This window comes from Streptomyces sp. NPDC021093, from assembly GCF_044333135.1.
Taxonomy (GTDB): domain Bacteria; phylum Actinomycetota; class Actinomycetes; order Streptomycetales; family Streptomycetaceae; genus Streptomyces.
Window position 1 is genome coordinate 247,154 of the sequence record NZ_JBIRQJ010000010.1, and the last position, 16,445, is coordinate 263,598.

16 protein-coding genes are annotated in these 16,445 nt (G+C 71.2%); 6 read left to right on the forward strand and 10 right to left on the reverse strand.

Going from position 1 to position 16,445, the window contains the following annotated elements:
• Nucleotide 1 precedes the first annotated feature (1 nt).
• The 3 genes from cbiQ to ACH4SP_RS30545 all read left to right on the forward strand — a co-directional run bounded on the left by cbiQ (nt 2) and on the right by ACH4SP_RS30545 (nt 3,041).
• Nucleotides 2-766: a cobalt ECF transporter T component CbiQ gene (gene cbiQ, locus ACH4SP_RS30535; RefSeq protein ID WP_398419519.1), complete on the forward strand. Its 765-nt coding sequence runs from the start codon at nt 2-4 to the stop codon at nt 764-766.
• Entirely contained in the window at nt 763-1,536 is a 774-nt protein-coding gene (locus ACH4SP_RS30540; RefSeq protein WP_398419521.1) for an energy-coupling factor ABC transporter ATP-binding protein, read from the forward strand. Before cbiQ ends, ACH4SP_RS30540 begins: the two co-directional genes overlap by 4 nt.
• Nucleotides 1,537-1,880: 344 nt before the next feature.
• Nucleotides 1,881-3,041, forward strand: a complete 1,161-nt coding sequence (locus tag ACH4SP_RS30545; protein ID WP_398419523.1) for a serine hydrolase domain-containing protein — start codon at nt 1,881-1,883, stop codon at nt 3,039-3,041.
• Nucleotides 3,042-3,115: 74 nt separating this feature from the next.
• Here the strand turns inward: ACH4SP_RS30545 and ACH4SP_RS30550 are convergent, their stop codons facing one another.
• Nucleotides 3,116-3,958 carry a D-alanyl-D-alanine carboxypeptidase family protein gene (locus tag ACH4SP_RS30550; RefSeq protein WP_398419777.1) on the reverse strand — a complete coding sequence of 281 codons (843 nt, stop codon included), beginning with the start codon at nt 3,956-3,958 and terminating at the stop codon, nt 3,116-3,118.
• Nucleotides 3,959-4,154: 196 nt separating this feature from the next.
• Nucleotides 4,155-4,610 (reverse strand): hypothetical protein, encoded by a 456-nt coding sequence (locus tag ACH4SP_RS30555; protein WP_398419525.1) that lies wholly within the window; start codon nt 4,608-4,610, stop codon nt 4,155-4,157.
• Nucleotides 4,611-4,712: 102 nt separating this feature from the next.
• Here ACH4SP_RS30555 and ACH4SP_RS30560 point away from each other — a divergent pair, with 102 nt between their 5' ends.
• On the forward strand, nt 4,713-5,123 hold the full coding sequence (locus ACH4SP_RS30560) for a PPOX class F420-dependent oxidoreductase (RefSeq protein ID WP_398419527.1): 411 nt from the start codon (nt 4,713-4,715) through the stop codon (nt 5,121-5,123).
• A gap of 129 nt (nt 5,124-5,252) precedes the next feature.
• On the forward strand, nt 5,253-5,924 hold the full coding sequence (locus ACH4SP_RS30565; protein WP_398419528.1) for a molybdopterin-dependent oxidoreductase: 672 nt from the start codon (nt 5,253-5,255) through the stop codon (nt 5,922-5,924).
• Between the two features lie 76 nt (nt 5,925-6,000).
• On the opposite strand, the gene ACH4SP_RS30570 is transcribed toward ACH4SP_RS30565, so the two are convergent.
• From ACH4SP_RS30570 to rsmI, 8 genes are all read right to left on the reverse strand, one after another.
• Nucleotides 6,001-6,996, reverse strand: a complete 996-nt coding sequence (locus ACH4SP_RS30570) for a methyltransferase (RefSeq protein ID WP_398419779.1) — start codon at nt 6,994-6,996, stop codon at nt 6,001-6,003.
• Nucleotides 6,997-7,184: 188 nt separating this feature from the next.
• A complete protein-coding gene (locus tag ACH4SP_RS30575) occupies nt 7,185-8,036 on the reverse strand; it encodes an EamA family transporter (protein WP_398419529.1) in 852 nt (283 codons plus the stop codon).
• Nucleotides 8,033-8,563 carry a YbaK/EbsC family protein gene (locus ACH4SP_RS30580; RefSeq protein WP_398419531.1) on the reverse strand — a complete coding sequence of 177 codons (531 nt, stop codon included), beginning with the start codon at nt 8,561-8,563 and terminating at the stop codon, nt 8,033-8,035. Before ACH4SP_RS30580 ends, ACH4SP_RS30575 begins: the two co-directional genes overlap by 4 nt.
• A 71-nt stretch (nt 8,564-8,634) precedes the next feature.
• Nucleotides 8,635-10,293: a penicillin-binding transpeptidase domain-containing protein gene (locus ACH4SP_RS30585; protein ID WP_398419533.1), complete on the reverse strand. Its 1,659-nt coding sequence runs from the start codon at nt 10,291-10,293 to the stop codon at nt 8,635-8,637.
• Nucleotides 10,294-10,444: 151 nt separating this feature from the next.
• Nucleotides 10,445-12,010: a ubiquitin-like domain-containing protein gene (locus ACH4SP_RS30590; protein ID WP_398419535.1), complete on the reverse strand. Its 1,566-nt coding sequence runs from the start codon at nt 12,008-12,010 to the stop codon at nt 10,445-10,447.
• A gap of 160 nt (nt 12,011-12,170) precedes the next feature.
• On the reverse strand, nt 12,171-13,049 hold the full coding sequence (locus tag ACH4SP_RS30595) for a TatD family hydrolase (protein WP_398419536.1): 879 nt from the start codon (nt 13,047-13,049) through the stop codon (nt 12,171-12,173).
• A 64-nt stretch (nt 13,050-13,113) separates the two neighbouring features.
• Nucleotides 13,114-13,551: a hypothetical protein gene (locus ACH4SP_RS30600; RefSeq protein ID WP_398419537.1), complete on the reverse strand. Its 438-nt coding sequence runs from the start codon at nt 13,549-13,551 to the stop codon at nt 13,114-13,116.
• A 130-nt stretch (nt 13,552-13,681) separates the two neighbouring features.
• Nucleotides 13,682-14,611 (reverse strand): 16S rRNA (cytidine(1402)-2'-O)-methyltransferase, encoded by a 930-nt coding sequence (gene rsmI, locus ACH4SP_RS30605; protein WP_398419539.1) that lies wholly within the window; start codon nt 14,609-14,611, stop codon nt 13,682-13,684.
• A gap of 61 nt (nt 14,612-14,672) precedes the next feature.
• On the opposite strand from rsmI, the gene ACH4SP_RS30610 reads away from it, so the two are divergent.
• Nucleotides 14,673-16,433 carry a dolichyl-phosphate-mannose--protein mannosyltransferase gene (locus tag ACH4SP_RS30610; RefSeq protein WP_398419540.1) on the forward strand — a complete coding sequence of 587 codons (1,761 nt, stop codon included), beginning with the start codon at nt 14,673-14,675 and terminating at the stop codon, nt 16,431-16,433.
• Nucleotides 16,434-16,445: the final 12 nt, after the last annotated feature.

Sequence of the window (16,445 nt, forward strand, 5' to 3'; positions counted from 1 at the left end):
CATGGGCGCCGGCCACGCCCACGCGCTCTACCGGCACGGGCACAGCCCCGTGCACGCCCTGCCGCCGCACTGCAAGCTCGCCGCCGTCTTCACCTTCGTGGTCGTCGTTGTGTCGACGCCCCGGGAGGCGGTGTGGGCGTTCGCCGCGTACGCCGTGCTGCTCGCGGGTGTCGCGTACGCGGCGCGCGTACCGGCGCGGCACCTGCTGAGCCGGATGCTCGTCGAGGTGCCGTTCGTGGCGTTCGCCGTCCTGATGCCGTTCGTGGCGCAGGGGGAGCGGGTGGAGGTCGCCGGGCTCTCGCTGAGCGTGTCCGGGCTGTGGGGCGCGTTCAACGTCCTGGCGAAGGGGACGCTGGGCGTCGCCGCTTCCGTACTGCTCGCGTCGACGACGGAGCTGCGTGAACTCCTGCACGGACTGGCCAGGTTGAGGCTGCCGCCGCTGCTCGTGCAGATCGCGACGTTCATGATCCGGTACGGGGACGTGATCGCCGGGGAGCTGCGCCGGATGTCCGTCGCCCGGCGCTCACGCGGCTTCGAGGCGCGGGGCGTACGGCACTGGGGCGTGCTGGCGAAGACGGCGGGAGCGCTCTTCATCAGGTCGTACGAGCGGGGCGAGCGGGTGCACCTGGCGATGATGAGCCGGGGGTACACGGGAGTGATGCCGGTGATCGACGAGGTGCGTGCGTCGCGGGAGCAGTGGGTTTGGGCGGGGGTGCTGCCGGGGGCGGCGCTGGTGGTGTGTCTGACGGGATGGGTGTTGCTGTGAGTGCTGCTGTTGGTGTTGGTGTTGGTGCTGCGTCGCTTGAGGTGCGGGGGCTCGCGTATGCCTATCCGGACGGGCATCAGGCGCTGTACGGGGTGGACCTGCGGATCGGGCGGGGCGAACGGGTCGCTCTTCTCGGGCCGAACGGGGCCGGGAAGACGACCCTCGTCCTGCACCTGAACGGGATCCTCACGGCCGGGGCCGGGACGGTCGAGGTGGCGGGCCTGCCAGTCGCCAAGCGGAACCTGGCGGAGATCCGGCGGCGGGTCGGGATCGTGTTCCAGGACCCGGACGATCAGCTCTTCATGCCGACGGTCCGGGAGGACGTCGCCTTCGGCCCTGCGACGGGCGGGATGCGGGGGGCGGAGCTGGAGGAGTGCGTACGGGGGGCGTTGGAGCAGGTCGGGATGGCGGAGTTCGCGGACCGGGCTCCGCACCACCTGTCCTTCGGGCAGCGGAGGAGGGTGGCGGTGGCGACGGTGCTGGCGATGCGGCCGGAGATCCTGGTCCTGGACGAACCGTCGTCCAACCTCGACCCGGCGTCGCGGCGTGAACTCGCGGACATTCTGCGGGGGTTGGACGTGACGGTGCTGATGGTCACGCATGACCTTCCCTATGCGTTGGAGCTGTGCGGGAGGGCGGTGGTGCTGAGTGAGGGGTGTGTCGTTGCGGACGGACGGACGCAGGACGTCCTGCTGGACGAGGAGCTGATGCGGGAGCATCGCCTGGAACTCCCCTTCGGCTTCGACCCGGGGTCGGTCCGGGTGGGGTGAGGGGCACATCCCGCGCCCCCAGCCCCCTTGGGCAGCGGGGCCGCCCCCCGGGGGCGGGACGGGTGGGCAAGGGGGCGGCCCCCACGCGGAGCGCCCCTTCCCCGCGACCGCATGGCCTCGCGGCCGCGTCCCGTGCGGGTCGGTGGGCCGCTTCGCGGATTGGGCCCCTCCCCGCCCCTCCACCTAAACCGCTGGCCGCGGGGCCGGTCGTCGTCGTGCGGGTGCGTCGTGGCTGGTCGCGCAGTTCCCCGCGCCCCTGAAGGGGCGCCCCGCTCCCGCCCCGTTCACGGGGTCCCTGCACCATGGAGTCCGTACAACGCCGATCGAGTGGAAGTGGTGCGCACGTGGACGTCCAAGGCACGGTGGCAGCCGGGTTCGAGCCGGTCAGGGACGCCTTCGTACGTAACTTCCAGCAGCGCGGCGAGCGCGGTGCCGCCGTCGCCGTCTACCGGCACGGGCACAAGGTCGTCGACCTCTGGGGCGGCACCCGCGACGTCGACGGCACCGTGCCGTGGGCCCTGGACACCGCCCAGGTCGTGCGGTCCGCAGGGAAGGGGATAGCCGCAGCCGTGCCCCTGCTCCTGCATCAGCGTGGGCAGATCGATCTTGACGCGCCGGTGGGGACCTACTGGCCGGAGTTCAAGGCGGCGGGAAAGGGGCGGGTGCTGGTTCGGCATCTGCTCTCGCACCGGGCCGGAGTCCCCGTCCTCGACCGGCCGTTGACGCCCGCCGAGGCGTGTGACGGGGAGTCGGGGGCGCGGGCCGTCGCCGCGCAGGAGCCGGTGTGGGAGCCGGGGGCCGAGCACGGATATCACGCGCAGACGTACAGCTTCCTCACCGCCGAGCTGGTGCGGCGGGTGACCGGGCGGACCATCGGGCGGTGGGTCGCCGAGGAGATCGCGCGGCCGCTGGGGCTGGACTTCTGGATCGGGCTGCCGCAGGAGGAGGCGCACCGGGTGGGGCGGATCGCACCGATCGACGAGCCCCCGTCGGAGGGCGGTCTCAAGCTCCGGCCCAAGCGGGCCGTGAGCGAGGCGTACGCGGATCCGGCGTCGCTCACCCGCCGTGCCTTCGGGGCCATCGATCCGCTGCCCGACGAGAACGACCCCGCCTACCGGGCCGCCGAACTGCCCGCATCCGGCGCCATCTCCACCGCCCGCGCCCTGGCCCGCTGCTACGCCGCGATGATCGGTCAGGTCGACAACGGAGTGCGGCTGTTCGCGCCCGCCACGCTCACCCTGGCCCGTACCGAGGAGTCATCGGGGCCCGACCGCGTCCTGGTCGTCAACACCCGCTTCGGTCTTGGCTTCATGCTGCACGGGTCGGCTTCGCCGCTGCTCGGGCCGGGGTCGTTCGGGCACCCGGGACGCGGCGGGTCGCTCGGTTTCGCCGATCCGGAGTCCGGCATCGCGCTCGGCTACGTGACCAACGGCCTGCGCAAGGGCGTCACCGCCGACCCGCGCGCACTCGCCCTCGTCGCGGGTGTACGGGCGGCCTTGGCGTAGTGCCCTCCGAACAATGTCTCGCTTACACCTGTAAGCGAGACATTGTTCGGAGGGACGGCGGACTTCGCCCTGGATCAGAGCTTGAAGCCGTAGTCCATGATCTTCTTCGCGTCGGCGGTCCTGTTGACCTCGTTCGACGAGGCCAGCACGGCGCCGACCACCGTGCGCTTGCCGCGCGTGGCGGCGAACACCAGGCAGTACTTGGCCTGCGGGCCCGAGCCGGTCTTCACGCCGATGGCACCCGAGTAGCTGCCGAGCAGCTTGTTGGTGTTGGTCCATGACATGTTGCGGTAGCCACCCTTCTTGGTGGTGACCCGCTGAGTGATCGACTTCGTCTTCACGACCGCGCGGAAGTGGTTGTTCTTGAGCGCCTGCGCGGCCAGCTTCGAAAGGTCGCGCGGCGTCGAGTAGTTGGCGCCGTTCCCGATCCCGTCGAACGAGTCGAATCGGCTGTTCTTCATTCCGAGGCTCTTCGCGGTCGCGTTCATCTTCCCGATGAAGGACTTCACGCGCGCGTCCCGGGTCCTGCCCGTGCCGAACTTGTCGGCCAGCGCGTACGCGGCGTCGCAGCCGGACGGCAGCATCAGCCCGTACAGCAGCGCCCGCACCGGCACCTTGTCACCGACGATCAGCCGCGCCGATGACGCGCCCTTGCGCACGATGTAGTCGCTGTACGCCTTGTCGATCGTGACCTTGGTGTCCAGGTTGAGCCCCTTGGTGCGGAGCACCACCAGAGCCGTCATGATCTTGGTCGTCGAGCCGGTGGAGAGCCGGGTGTCACCGGCCTTGCCGTAGTACGTACGCCCCGACGCACCGTCCAGCAGGAAGCCGCCCTTGGCGACGATCGACGGCACCTTCGGCTTGGCGGCGGGCGCGGCCTGCGCGGCGGGCGCGACGACCGCCCCGGCGGTGAGCACGGATCCGGCCGCGACGAGAGTCGCCGCCGCGCGACAGGTCGCCTTAAATCCAGTTTTCAACGTAGATGCTCCAAATACCCTGAAAGAGGGGCCACATGAGGGGGCCGCCTGCTCATGTGACACCTGTGAAGGGTGAATGGATGCGCGGTGGACGCACTCTTTACCCTTTCGCTACCTCGGACGCCCGGAGAGTCGCTTACGGACGGGCGTCGAAGCGGTGCAGGAGCTTGCCGTCCGACCCGTACACATCGAGGAAGTACCCCTGGGGGGCCTCGAATCCCTCGTGCTTCCTCAGGTAACCCATCAGCGCGGTCCGGAGCTTGTCGAAGCGGGCCGCGTCGCTCGTCGTGCCCGTCGACCACACGGTCACCCGGGGCACCTTCTCCGCGACCGCCTCGCTGTCCACCCCCTGCACGGCCTTCTCGCCGCCGCTCTTCCGGAACCGTTCGGCACGCTGAGCGGCTTTCAGGGGTACGGGGCCGATGGTCGTGGTGTCCGCGTAGTACGCCGGCGCGGAGTGCCGCACGGGCCCCGGCGCACCGGGCCCCGCCGACTCGTCCCGCGAGGTGCAGCCGCCGGTCGCCAGGACGGCGGCGAGGAGCAGGGGGAGCAGCGGGACGGTTGCGCGACCGCGCGGCATGGTGAGGTTCACGGCGGGAGCGTAGCGGCAGCACGGGCCCCGGCACCGGGATTCGTGCGCAGACCGCCCCTTCGAGCGGGCGGAGCGTGCGGGTCCGGACCTAGGATCCCGGTCATGCCCACTTCATTGAGCGACACCGCCCGCAAGCTCCTCGACGGCCGCAACCCCGCCGTCCTCGCCACGCTCAACCCCGACGGCAGCCCGCAGACTTCGGTCGTCTGGGTGGGCCGCGACGGCGACGACCTGCTCATCTCCTCACAGGCCGGCCGCCGCAAGGTGACCAACATGATCCGCGACCCGCGCGTCAGCCTGAGCGTCTACGACCAGGCGGACTCCGACAGCTACATCGAGGTCCGGGGCCTGGCGACGGTCACCGAGGACGAGGGCCGCCGGGTCGCCGTCGAACTGGCCGAGAAGTACGAGGGGGCGGGCGCGGGCGAGGAGTACTTGCAGCTGCCCGTCGAGGACGTACGGGTGACGGTGCGGGTCGTGGTGGGCCGGGTGCTGGGGAGCGCGGCGCGCTGACGCGCGGACCGAAACAGCCCTGGGTGACGGGGAGTCGGATGCATGGCCAGCACGGGCGCCGCGTCCTACGATGGCGGGGCCAGGGCTCGGGACCGTACACCGGAACATCACGTACACCGGAGGACCGACATGACGCTTCCCCCAGGCCAGCGTGGAGTCGAAGGATTCCCGCGGTTCGGCAGCCATCTCCACCGCCCGCCCCCACCCGTCCCCGCCGACCCGGTGATCGAGCTCGCCGGGGCTCTGACCGAGACGGTCACCCTGTCCCTGGTGGACCTCGCGAAGCTGCCGCGGCGGGAGCAGCTGGCCGACTTCCACTGTGTCGCGGGGTGGTCGGCGACCGGTCTGCTGTGGGAGGGGGTCTCCTTCGAGGACCTCTACCGCACGTGGGTCGAGCCCCGGCTGGCACCGGGAACGGTGGTCAGCCATCTCTCCTTCGTCGGGCTCGACGGCTACCGGTCGACGGTGGTGTTCGAGGACGCCCTGGCCGATGACGTGCTCGTCGCCGACCGGCTCGACGGGCAGCCGCTCACCAGCGACCACGGCGCTCCGCTGAGGCTGGTCAGCCCCGGTCAGTACGGCTTCGTCAGCGCGAAGCACCTGTGCCGCGTCGAGTTCCACACATCCAAGCCCCCCAACCCCGACCGGTGGTCGCCCATCGCGGGGCACGACAGGGCGCGGGTGTGGAAGGAGGAACGGCACCGCCATCTGTCCGGCCGTGCGGTGCGGCCGTTCTACCGGACGCTGATCGGGCCGATCCGTGCACTGAGCGCCAGGGGGAGCATCGCGCGTCGGCGGTGACCCCCGGACGGGTGCGCGGGCGGGGCTGTTCCCGGGGTGGGCCGTACGTCCCGCTTCCCGGCCCACCCCGGTTCCGTCATCGGGCCGCGGTCGCCTCGATGACCGAGAACGGAGGGGCCTTTGGCAGCGCGGTGACGGACGCGACCGTCAGCCCCGCCCGCAGGCACAGCTCCTCGAAGTCCTGCCGGGTGCGCTCCAGACCTCCCACGTTCACCAGCATGTTGAGGTCGCTCAGATAGGGGCCTCCAGCGGCGGTGTCGGCGACCTCGGGGAGCACCGGCTCGACGATCAGGACTCGGCCGCCGGGCGGCAGCACCTCGCGGCAGCGGGTCAGGATCGTGACCGCCCGGTCGTCCGGCCAGTCGTGCAGGATGCTCTTCATCAGGTACAGCTGCGAGCCCTCGGGCACGGAGCGGAAGAAGTCCCCGGTGATCAGCGAACACCGATCCGTGAGCTTGTGCTGCTCCAGCGTCCGGGGTGCCTCGGCCAAGCCGTCCGCCGAGTCGTACACGGTGCCGGTGAGGCCGGGGTGGGCGTCGAGGATGCGGGCCAGGAGGGTGCCGTTGCCACCGCCGACGTCCGTGATCGAGGTGTACCGCCCGAAGTCGTACGCGTGCGGCAGTGCGGCTGCCGTGGCCGCGGTGGCCTGGCTCATCGCGGCGTTGAAGTCACGCGACTGCTCGGGGTGCCGGGAGAGGTAGCTGAAGAAGTCGGTGCCGAACAGGGCGTCGAACGCCGTCTCGCCCGTACGGACGCTGTCGTCCAGTTTCTCCCAGCCGCGCATCATCGACGGCTCGGTGAAGGCCTGCATGAAGTGCGCGAGCGAGTGGGGGTGGCGGGAGTCCAGGAGCGCGCCGGTGGAGGTCACCGAGAAGGTGCCGGGGGTGTGTTCCGTCAGCAGGCCGAGGCTGGTCAGGGCGCGCAGCAGCCGGTTGGTGGTCCGGGGGTCCGTACCGGCGTCGGCGGCGACCTCGGAGTACGGGCGCCGCCGGTCGCCGATCAGGTCGATCACCTTGAGCCGGACGGCTGCGCGGAGGGTGTACGTGGCCATGCTTCCGAAGGCGAAGCGCATGAGCAGTTCGCGGTCGGCCATGACGGAGTCCGCTGCCTGAGCGTCGGGGGTGTCGGGGGTGTCAGGGGTGTCCACGGGTGTTCCTTCCTTCCGGGGGACGGTGCACGTGGGTGTCCACCCTCGTGTCCCTACCCACCGGGGCATCCCTGCCGCACCCCAAACCCGGCCAACTCCCTTCTGTCACTGGCTCAACTCGCGTGCAGCATCAGCCCGATGCCCACCACCATCAGCCCCGCCGCCGCGATCCGCGGTCCGCCGAACCGTTCCTTGAGGAAGATCGCGCCGATCGCCGCGCCCACGATGATGCTCGACTCGCGCAGGGCCGCGATGGGGGCCAGTGGGGCGCGGGTCTGGGCCCACAGGACCAGCCCGTACGCGACGACGGAGAGCGCCGCGCCGATGAAGCCGCGCACCGCGAACGGCTTGATCTGCGCGGCCAGTCGGGACCTGCGCCGGTACAGCGCGTACACCGGGATGGAGATGCCCTCCAGGACCATCAGCCACGCGATGTAGCCGAGGGGCGTGCCGGACGCGCGGACGCCCAGGCCGTCGACCGTCGTGTAGAGCGCGATGGCGAGACCGGTGGCGAGCGCCGCGCCGATCGCCGCCCACTGGGGCTTCTTTCCGGAGCCCTTGATGCCCCACAGGGCGACGCCGACCAGGCCCGTACAGGCGACCGCCACGCCCGCCAGCTGCCAGCCCGACGGGATCTCGTGGGCGAAGACCGCCGCGAGCGCGGTCACGGCGAGCGGGGCCGTGCCGCGTGCGATCGGATACATCTGGCCGAAGTCGCCGAGCGTGAACGACCGCATGAGCAGCATCATGTACGCGACGTGGAGGACTGCCGAGAGGATCAGGTACGGCCACGCCTCCGCCGCCGGGAACGGCACGAAGAGCGCGCCGACCAGGCCGATGAGGAGTCCGCCGCCCGATATCAGGGTGAAGGAGACCAGCTGGTCCTTGATGTGGTGGGCTATCGCGTTCCAGCTGGCGTGCGTGAGGGCGGCGACGAGGACGGCGGCCACGACGAGCGGGGTCACGCGGTACCGCCGCCCGAAGTGCCCTCTCGTACGTCGGTGAGTGTGGCGCCCGCGTGCCCGATCAGGGTGTCCGGGGCCATCGGGAAGACCGTGTGCGGGGTGCCGGCGGCGGCCCAGACGACCGGGTGGTTGAGCAGTCCCCGGTCGGCGAGCACGCGGGTCCTGGTGACGTGGCCGAAGGGCGGCACGCCGCCGATCGCGTAACCGGTGGTCCGCCGTACGAGATCCGCGTTCGCCCGCCTGACCTTCTGCGCGCCCAGCACCTGGCGCACCAGCTCGACGTCGACGCGCGAGGAGCCGTCCATCAGCACCAGGACCGGCGCGTTGGACTGCTTCTCGTAGACCGCCTCGAAGATCAGCGACTTGACGATCTCGCTGACGTCGCAGCCGAGCGCGGCTGCGGCCTCGGCGGCGGTGCGGGTGGCGTCCGGGAAGCGGCGTACATCCGCTTCGAGGGCTTTCAGGCCCATTTCCTGCAGTGCCCCGGCGAACAGCGGGTGAACAGCGGTGGGTTCGGATGTGCTCATGGCCCGCACGCTACTGGTAGCTGTACGGGCCATGCGAGCGTGTTCCGATGGCTGGCCCCCGGGGTGGTTTCTCAGCGGGCGTTGAGGACTTCCGCGACGATCGGTCCTGCGGAGTCGCCCCCGTGCCCGCCCGCCGGAACCGTCGCCGCCGCGGCGAGGTCGCCCGCGTAACCGGTGAACCAGCTGTCGGACTTCGCCTGGCCGCCCATCTCGGCGGAGCCGGTCTTGGCGCCCTTGGGGCCGCTGACGGACGACATGGCCTTCCTGGCCGTGCCGTCGGTGGCGGTGCGGGAGAGCAGGGCCCGCATGTTCGCGGCGATCGCGGGGGAGAGCGAGCGGCCCGTGGTCGCGAACTCGCGGTCGTCGAGGCCCTTGGCCACCAGGTAGGGCTGGTGGAAGGTGCCGGTGGTGGCGGTGGAGATGATCGACGCCACGTTCAGCGGGTTCATCTGGACCTGGCCCTGGCCGATGTACTGGGCGGCTGCCTCGCCACCGGTGCCCTCGGGGATCCTGCCGTCGAAGGTGCCGATGCCCGTCTGCCAGTTCAGGCCGACGCCGAAGACGTCGCGGGCGAACTTCGGCAGTGCGGCGTCGTCGCCGACGTCGTCGATCAGCTTGATGAAGGCGGTGTTGCAGGACTGGGCGAAGCTCAGCGAGAAGGGCACCGTGCCCAGCTCGAAGTTCTTCAGGTTGTGGAAGGTGCGGCCCTGGTAGAGGGCTTCCTTCGGGCACTCGGTCGGCCTGTCGGGGCTGACCAGGCCCTTCTCCATCAACATCGCCGCCGTGAGGATCTTGAGGGTGGAGCCGGGGGCGGTGACGCCGCCGATGGCCTGGTTGCCGCTGCCGGCGCCGTTGGCGATGGCCCGGACCGCTCCGGTGGTGCGGTTGAGTGCGACGACCGATCCGCCGCGCTGCTTCACGGCCTTCTCGGCAGCGGCCTGGACACCCGCGTCGATCGTCGTCTTCAGTTCGCCGGGTGCGCCCTTCGAGAGGGTGAGCAGGGTGCGGGCGGGGGCGTTCGTGTCCTCGGCCGACTGGATGTAGAGCTCGACCCCCGGCTTGCCGTTCGTCTTCTCGCCGTACTTCTTGCGGAGCTGGTCGAGGACCGGGCCGAGCGAGGGGTACTTCTCCTTCGTCAGCTCCCTGCCGTTCCGGTCGACGGCCTGGATGGGCGGCGCGGTCGCCGTGCCCGTCTTCAGCGTCTCGCCCCGCTTCAGCTCCGGGTGGACGACCGCCGGCTGCCAGTCGACGAGGGCCTTGCCGCTGCTCTTGCCGCGTACGACCGTGAGGGACGAGGCGTAGGAGATCGGCTTCTGCTGCCCGTCAGACGCGACCTTGCCGGTGAGCGTGAACGGCACCTTCGCGCCCTGTGCCGCCCCCGGGACGATCTTCAGGCCCGAGATGTGGGCCTCTTCGAAGTACGCGGCGAGGACCTGGGAGGCGACGGAGGCGTTGTTGGTGAGCTGGGCGGCCCCGTTGGTGTTGGCCTCGGACCAGGCGGCGAAGAACGCCTTCGAGGTCGTGTCGACCTCGTCCGTGGCGGGCGGCCCGGTCTTCGCGGACCTCGTCCCGACCTCGCCGCCGCCTGCCCCGCCCTTGCCCGGATCCTTGGCGGCGCTGCTGCTGCCGCCGGTTATGCCGGAGTAGAGGTTGTAGCCCCCGTACCCGACCCCACCGGCGACCAGGACGAACGCTCCGCCCACTATCGCGATCTTGGCCCCGCTCCGCATGCCGCAGTCCCCTCCCCAGGAGCTCCCCGGCATCGGTACCGGGGAGTTATCGGGGAGTGACTCTACGGGGTGGGGGTTGACAGGAGCGACCTGCGTTATGCGACTGGTACGTGGGGTGGGACACAGTTCGGACACCGGCCGGACACGGGTCCTACAGCTTCCGTCCGCAGTGCGGCCAAGGGCTCGCCCCCCGCTGCACATACAACTTCTTTGCCCGGAAGGTCTGTTCCGAGGCCGGGGCCTCGTGGGCCGCGCCCGACCCGCCCAGCGACTGCCAGGTCTGCCGGTCGAACTGGTAGAGACCCCCGTACGTCCCTGACGGGTCCGTCGCGCTCGCCCGGCCGCCGGACTCGCACTGCGCCAGGCCGTCCCAGTTCAGGTCGTCCGCCCCGGCCACCGACGTCGGCATCGGCTTGGTGCCGACCCTGACGATCTGGTCCACCGGCTCCCGGGCGATCTCCTCCGAGAACTTCTTCGGCTTCTGCTTCACCCCGTTGACGGTCCGCAGGACGTACGTGACCTTCCGCGAGCCCTGCTCCCCGGCCCGTACGACCTCCTCCGTCCCCTTGAAGACCGACGGGTCCTCCCTGCGGACCACCTTGAAGGGGATCGGCTCCTCCCGGACCTCCCGCGACCCGGTGATCCGCATGACCGTCACCGTCTGCCCGTCGCGCGGGAAGCTGTCCAGGGGTACGGAGGTGGTGTCCTGGTTGCCCAGCGAGATGCCGGCCTCCTGGACCGCCTCCTCCACCGTCGCCGCGTTCGTCCGGATGGTGCGCTCGCGGCCGTCGGCCATCACCGTCAGCGTGCGTTCCGTGCGTACGTCCAGGGACAGGCCCTTGCGCGAGATCGCGGAGGAGCGGGACGCCGACAGGTACGCGCCCTCCGCCCGCACTCCGAACTGCTTCAGCGCCCCGTCCACCGTCTGCGCCGTCGTCCACACCTGGCGGCGCTCGCCGTCGAGAGTGAGCACCACGGGGCGGCCGTAGCGGACCACGACCTCGTCGCCGCTGGCCAGGTTCTGGCCGGGGCCCGGCGCCACCAGGTCGTGCTCGCCGATGTCGACGCCCTCCTTCTCCAGGAGTTCGGTGACGTCGTCGGCGAAGGTGTGCAGGGTGCGGGGGGCGCCGTCGACGCTCAGCTCGATCGACTTGTCGTTGGCGACGAACGCGGAGGTGCCGCCCGCCAGGAACGCGACCACGAGGGCCTGCGGCACCAGCTTCCGGAAGGTGTCCGGCTTGTGGTCGGCGCCGCCGGACGGCGCCCCGGGGCCGGTGCCGCCCTTGCGGCGGCGGGCGGAACGGCGGGTGTCGGGGGCGCCGTTCTCCCTGACGCCGTGCTCCCCGCCGAAGTCCTCCCTGCCGAAGTCCTCCCTGTCGCCGGCCTCCCCGCCGGCGGCGGGCGCCGGGGTCTGCCGGGGGAGGAGGGGGTCGGGTACGAGGTCGTAGAGGTCCGGCTCGGGGACGGGGCCGCCGTCCAGGTCCGGGGCGGGTGTGTACGAATACGACTCGTACGGCTCGTAGGGCGCCTGCGTCCCGTAGGCCGACTGGTAGGTGTCGTACGAGGGCGCCGGTGTCGGCACCTCGTACGACACGCCGGCCCCGTACGGGGCACCCGTCTCCTCGTAGGTCCCCGCACCGCCGTACGGCTGCTGCGGTTCGTACGACGACCCGTACTGCGCGTCGTAGGACAGCGCACCACCCTGCGTATTGCTCACGTCGCTCCCGGTCCGCCCGACAGGCGGACCGGATGCCGGGCCGCCACGTGCTGCGGGCCGGGACATTAGCGGAGCGACCGTCACTCTCCAAAGCGACGCGGCTACGCAGGGTTGCGCGACGAACCTCCGTGCGAGTGCTTCGTGCGGATGCGGGGCGCGCTCAGTAGGCGAAAGCGCGGGCCGTGTTCGCCGAGATCGCCGTCGCCATGGCGTCCTCGTCGACGCCCTTCACCGCCGCCATCGCCCGCACCGTGAGCGGAATCAGGTACGGGGCGTTGGGCCGTCCGCGGTACGGGGCGGGGGTGAGGAAGGGTGCGTCGGTCTCCACCAGGACCAGCTCCAGCGGGGCCACGGCGAGCGCGTCGCGCAGCGGCTGGGCGTTCTTGAAGGTGACCGTCCCGGCGAAGGACATGAAGTAGCCCTTGGACGCGCACACTTGGGCCATTTCGGCGTCGCCCGAGTAGCAGTGGAAGACGGTCCGCTCGGGAGCGCCCTCCTCCTCCAGCACCCGCAGCACGTCCGCGTGCGCGTCGCGGTCGTGGATGACCAGCGCCTTGCCGTGCCGCTTGGCGATCTCGATGTGCGCGCGGAACGACCGCTCCTGCGCGGCCATGCCGTCCTCGCCCGTACGGAAGAAGTCGAGTCCGGTCTCGCCGACGCCGTGGACGTGCGGGAGGGCCGCCAGCCGGTCGATCTCGGCGAGCGCGTCGTCGAGGGCCCCGTCCCCGCCGCCGGAGCGGGCGCCCTGGCGGGACCAGCCGTCGGGGTCGCCGAGGACGATGCGGGGGGCCTCGTTGGGGTGCAGGGCGACCGCCGCGTGGACATTCTCGTGGGCGGCCGCCGTCTCGGCCGCCCAGCGGGAGCCCTTCACGTCGCAACCCACCTGCACCAGGGTCGTCACCCCGACCGAGGCGGCCGTGGCGAGGGCCTGCTCGACGGTGGTGTCCTGCATGTCCAGGTGGGTGTGCGAGTCGGCCACCGGCACCCGGAGGGGTTCGGGTGCGGGCGGCGCGGCGTTCTTGTCGGGGCTCGGGCTCATGCGGTCGATCCTACGAACAGCCGCCCCGTACGGAGGCCGCAGGCCGGGCCGGGGCCCGGCGGGCCTACTTGCGGAAGGGGTGCAGCAGGTCGGACAGGTGCCAGTGGTGCGGCTCGCGCTGCCGCGGAACGTCGGCGCCCGCCTCGGCGACGGGCGGACCGGCCACGGGGGCCGTCGCCGCGGCACGCTGCTGGAGCTCCTGGATGGACGACACCTGGCCGGAACGCATGATGCGCACGACGGTGCCGCTGCAGTTGAGGCACGAGGGACGGGACAGCGGGGACGGAACGCGCTGGCCGTTCGCGCGGTACACGACGAAGGGGTGACCGGAGCCGTCGGTGTGGTGCTCTATCTCGTACGCCTGCTCCCAGCCGTGGCCGCACTTCATGCACGCGAAGGCGTACGCCTCCTGTGCCGTCGCGGTGCCCTGTGCCGTCGCCGTGCCCTGCGCCGTGGCCTGTGCGGTGATGCTGCCGGCTGCGCTCTGCGCGATCTCGCTCATGCCAGCTCCTTTCCACTCACCTTCCAGTGGACGCCTGATCCGACTGAAATGCGACAGAACTGTCAAAACGTGGGGAGCATTTGACGAGCGCCTCAGAAAGTTGGCTTATGCACGGGATTCGCTTTGCTTTTCACGAAGCTCCTTTACTTTCGGCGCCCCCCGGCGCCCCCGCCCGAGCCGCGTTCTTTGCCGCCACGACGGCATCGAACACCTCCCGCTTGGGCAGCCCCGCGTCGAGCGCGACGGCGGCGATGGCCTCCTTGCGGCGCTCGCCCGCCTCCTCGCGCACCTGCACCCTGCGCACCAGCTCGTCGGCGTCCAGCTCGGCGGGCCCTGCCTGGGGAGCGCCCTCGACGACGACCGTGATCTCACCCCGTACGCCATCGGCGGCCCACTCCGCGAGTGCCTTCAGCGGACCGCGCTTGACCTCCTCGTACGTCTTCGTCAGCTCGCGGCACACGGCGGCCCGCCGTTCGTCGCCGAACACCTCGGCCATCGCGGCGAGGGTGTCGTCGAGCCGGTGCGGCGCCTCGAAGTAGACGAGGGTGCGCCGCTCGTCGGCGACCTCGCGCAGCTTGCCGAGCCGCTCGCCCGCCTTGCGCGGCAGGAAGCCCTCGAAGCAGAACCGGTCCACGGGCAGCCCGGACAGCGCGAGCGCGGTGAGCACGGCGGACGGGCCGGGCACCGCCGTCACCCTGAGGTCCTTCTCGACGGCCGCCGCGACCAGCCGGTACCCGGGATCGGACACCGAGGGCATTCCCGCGTCGGTCACCAGCAGCACCCGCGACCCGCCCTCCAGCGCCTCGACCAGCTCGGGCGTGCGCGCGGACTCGTTGCCCTCGAAGTACGACACGACACGCCCCGAGGTGTGCACCCCGAGCGCCTGCGTCAGCCGCCGCAGCCTGCGGGTGTCCTCGGCGGCGATCACGTCCGCCGTTTCCAGCTCCTTCGCCAGCCGGGGCGGGGCGTCGGAGACGTCCCCGATGGGCGTCCCGGCGAGGACGAGGACACCGCCGGCGGAAGCGGCAGAGGCAGATGCGGGTGCAGTCGATCCAGTCACACGGCCCATCCTCCCAGGGTGGACGGGTGGCGCGCACAGCCGCGTTCCCTACGATGGCGCGGTGACGAGTACTGCGCCCCACGCCCAGCACGGACGGGCCCCCGAACAGGAACCGCCCTCCTGGCAGCAGCGGCTGCGCCGATTCGGCTACGTGCCCCGCCGCACGACCGGGCTGCGGGACCGCCTCGTACCCCCGTACGTACGCCCGCCGGGCCCGCACCTGTGGTCCCTGCTCCGGATCTCCCCCGCCGGTGCCGACCGCCTGATGCGGCTCGCCCCGTGGGGCGGGCCGCTCCTCGTCACGCTCGTCGCGGGACTCCTGCGGTTCTGGAACCTGGGCAGGCCCGACGCGGTCATATTCGACGAGACGTACTACGCGAAGGACGCGTGGGCGCTGGTCAACCAGGGGTACGAGGGCAGCTGGCCCAAGGACGTCGACAAGAGCATCCTGGCGGACCCCGGTTCCGTGCCGATCCCCACCGACCCCGGCTACGTCGTGCACCCGCCGGCCGGGAAGTGGCTGATCGGCTGGGGCGAGCAGCTCTTCGACTTCTCACCGTTCGGCTGGCGCTTCGCGGTGGCCGTCCTCGGCACGCTCTCGGTCCTTCTCCTCTGCCGGATCGGGCGGCGGATGTTCCGCTCCACCTTCCTCGGCTGCCTGGCGGGGCTGCTGCTCACCGTGGACGGCCTGCACTTCGTGATGAGCAGGACGGCGCTGCTCGACCAGGTGCTGATGTTCTTCGTGCTCGCGGCCTTCGGCTGCCTGGTCGTCGACCGGGACAGGGCGCGGCGAAAACTCGCGGACGCGCTGCCCGTCGACGAGGACGGCGTGCTGCGCCCGGACGCGAAGATCGCGGCAGGGCTGCGGCTGGGGTGGCGGCCGTGGCGGCTGGCCGCCGGGATCTGCCTCGGCCTGGCCTTCGCGACCAAGTGGAGCGGCCTCTACACCCTGGTCGTTTTCGGCCTGCTGACCGTCCTCTGGGACGTGGCCGCCAGGCGCACGGCAGGCGCCAAGCGCCCGTACCGGGCGGTCCTGAAGCGCGACGTCCTGCCCGCCTTCGTCTCCACCGTCCCGGTCGCGATCGGTACGTACGTCCTCTCCTGGGCCGGCTGGCTGCTCACCGACAAGGGCTACTTCCGCGACTGGGCGAAGGGCCGCGCGGGCCTCTCGCCGGACCACGTCGGGGGCATTTCGCTGCCCCAGTTCGACATGACGTGGGTGCCGGAGTGGCTGCGCAGCCTGTGGCACTACGAGAGCGAGGTCTACTCCTTCCACATCGGGCTGACCTCCGGGCACACCTACCAGTCGAACCCCTGGTCGTGGATCGTCCTCGGACGCCCCGTCTCGTACTACTACGAGTCCCCGAAGCCGGGGCAGGGCGGCTGCCCGGCCACGGAGACGGAGAAGTGCGCCAGCGAGGTGCTGGCGCTGGGCACGCCGCTGCTGTGGTGGGCGGCGGCGTTCGCGCTGCTGTACGTGCTGTGGCGCTGGTTCTTCCGCCGGGACTGGCGGGCGGGGGCGATCCTCGCGGGCGTGGTGGCGGGCTGGCTGCCGTGGTTCCTCTACCAGGAACGGACGATCTTCTTCTTCTACGCGGTCGTCTTCGTGCCGTTCCTCTGCCTGGCGGTGGCGATGATGATCGGCGCGATCCTCGGCCCACCGGGCTCGGACGAGAGGCGCCGGGCGGTGGGGGCGATCGGGGCCGGGGTGCTGGTGCTCCTGATCATCTGGAACTTCATCTACTTCTGGCCGATCTACACGGGCACGACGATGCCGATCTCCGAGTGGCGCCACCGGATGTGGCTGGACACGTGGATCTAGGGCGATCGGCGG

Excerpts from the sequence above, each read along its gene's own strand:
- ACH4SP_RS30570 (WP_398419779.1), bottom strand. The coding sequence starts at position 6,996 with ATGCGCTTCGCCTTCGGAAGCATGGCCACGTACACCCTCCGCGCAGCC.
- ACH4SP_RS30585 (WP_398419533.1), bottom strand. The coding sequence starts at position 10,293 with ATGCGGAGCGGGGCCAAGATCGCGATAGTGGGCGGAGCGTTCGTCCTG.
- cbiQ (WP_398419519.1), top strand. The coding sequence starts at position 2 with ATGGGCGCCGGCCACGCCCACGCGCTCTACCGGCACGGGCACAGCCCC.
- ACH4SP_RS30580 (WP_398419531.1), bottom strand. The coding sequence starts at position 8,563 with ATGAGCACATCCGAACCCACCGCTGTTCACCCGCTGTTCGCCGGGGCA.
- ACH4SP_RS30560 (WP_398419527.1), top strand. The coding sequence starts at position 4,713 with ATGCCCACTTCATTGAGCGACACCGCCCGCAAGCTCCTCGACGGCCGC.
- ACH4SP_RS30565 (WP_398419528.1), top strand. The coding sequence starts at position 5,253 with ATGACGCTTCCCCCAGGCCAGCGTGGAGTCGAAGGATTCCCGCGGTTC.
- ACH4SP_RS30600 (WP_398419537.1), bottom strand. The coding sequence starts at position 13,551 with ATGAGCGAGATCGCGCAGAGCGCAGCCGGCAGCATCACCGCACAGGCC.
- ACH4SP_RS30595 (WP_398419536.1), bottom strand. The coding sequence starts at position 13,049 with ATGAGCCCGAGCCCCGACAAGAACGCCGCGCCGCCCGCACCCGAACCC.